2 protein-coding genes are annotated in these 1,146 nt (G+C 76.4%); both read left to right on the top strand.

The window, feature by feature from the left end; all coding sequences use genetic code 11:
- A partial coding sequence (locus ABZ281_RS50155; RefSeq protein WP_356665592.1) for a polyprenyl synthetase family protein occupies nt 1-387 on the top strand: 387 nt, incomplete at its 5' end.
- Nucleotides 384-1,146: phytoene desaturase family protein (gene crtI / locus ABZ281_RS50150; protein ID WP_356665590.1), on the top strand; the 763-nt coding region annotated here is incomplete at its 3' end. The genes ABZ281_RS50155 and crtI, both read left to right, overlap by 4 nt.

Here is a 1,146-nt window from a genome sequence, read left to right as displayed (position 1 = left end):
TTCCAGCTGCGCGACGACCTCCTCGGCGCGTTCGGCGACCCGGCGCTGACCGGCAAACCGGCCGACGAGGACCTGCGCTCCCGCAAGCTCACCCCTCTCCTCGCCGTCGCCGTCCGGCTCGCGGAGGCCACGGGCGACCGGGACGCCGCCGCCGTGCTCGCCCCCGACGCGGACGCCCGGCCGGGGCACACCGTCGAGCGGATGCGGGCGGCGCTGGAGCGGACGGGCGCCCGGGCCGAGGTGGAGGCGAGGATCGCCGGCCTGGCGGCCTCCGGGCTGCGGCATTTCGAGGCGACCGGCGCCGCCCCGGGCGTACGGCGGGAGTTCGCCGCCCTGGTCGAGCGGGCCTCGGGCGTCGCCCCGCGGCAGGCGGAGGAGCTCGTATGAGGACGGTGACGGGGCCGACGGACCATGTCGTCGTGGTGGGCGCCGGCCTGTCCGGGCTGGCGTGCGCGCTGCATCTGCTGGGCGCCGGCCGCCGGGTCACGCTCGTCGAACGGGACGAGGGCCCGGGCGGGAGAGCCGGGCGGGCACGGCTCGGCGACTATCTGGTGGACACCGGGCCCACCGTGCTGACGATGCCCCAGCTGGCCGACGAGGCGTTCGCGGCCGTCGGCGAGAGCCTCGACCGGCACGTCGAGCTGGTGGCCCTGCACCCCGCCTACCGGGCGGGCTTCGCGGACGGGACCACGCTCGACGTGCACACCGACGGCGACGCCATGGAGGCGGAGGTGCGGCGCTTCGCCGGACCGGCGGAGGCGGCGGGCTACCGCAGGCTGCGGGAGTGGCTGGAGCGGCTGTACCGGGCGCAGATGCGCCGCTTCATCGACACCAACTTCGACTCGCCGTTCCAGCTGGCGCACCCGGACCTGGCCCGGCTGGCGGCGCTCGGCGGCTTCGGGCGCCTCGACGGCGCGATCGGCCGCTACCTCTCCGACGCCCGCCTGCGCCGCGTCTTCTCCTTCCAGGCCCTGTACGCCGGGGTGGCACCGGCCCGGGCGCTGGCGGCCTACGCGGTGATCGCCTACATGGACACCGTGGCCGGCGTCTGGTTCCCCAAGGGCCCGGCTCGGCCCGTACTCATGACTGCCCCTCTCACGCGCCCGGGACGCACCGGTTCCGATGGCAGAGAGCCTCATCCCGTTC

Source organism: Streptomyces sp. NPDC006265 (genome assembly GCF_040613555.1).
GTDB lineage: Bacteria > Actinomycetota > Actinomycetes > Streptomycetales > Streptomycetaceae > Streptomyces.
Note: the sequence above shows the minus strand (reverse complement) of the source record. Positions and strands in the feature narration are given on the sequence as shown.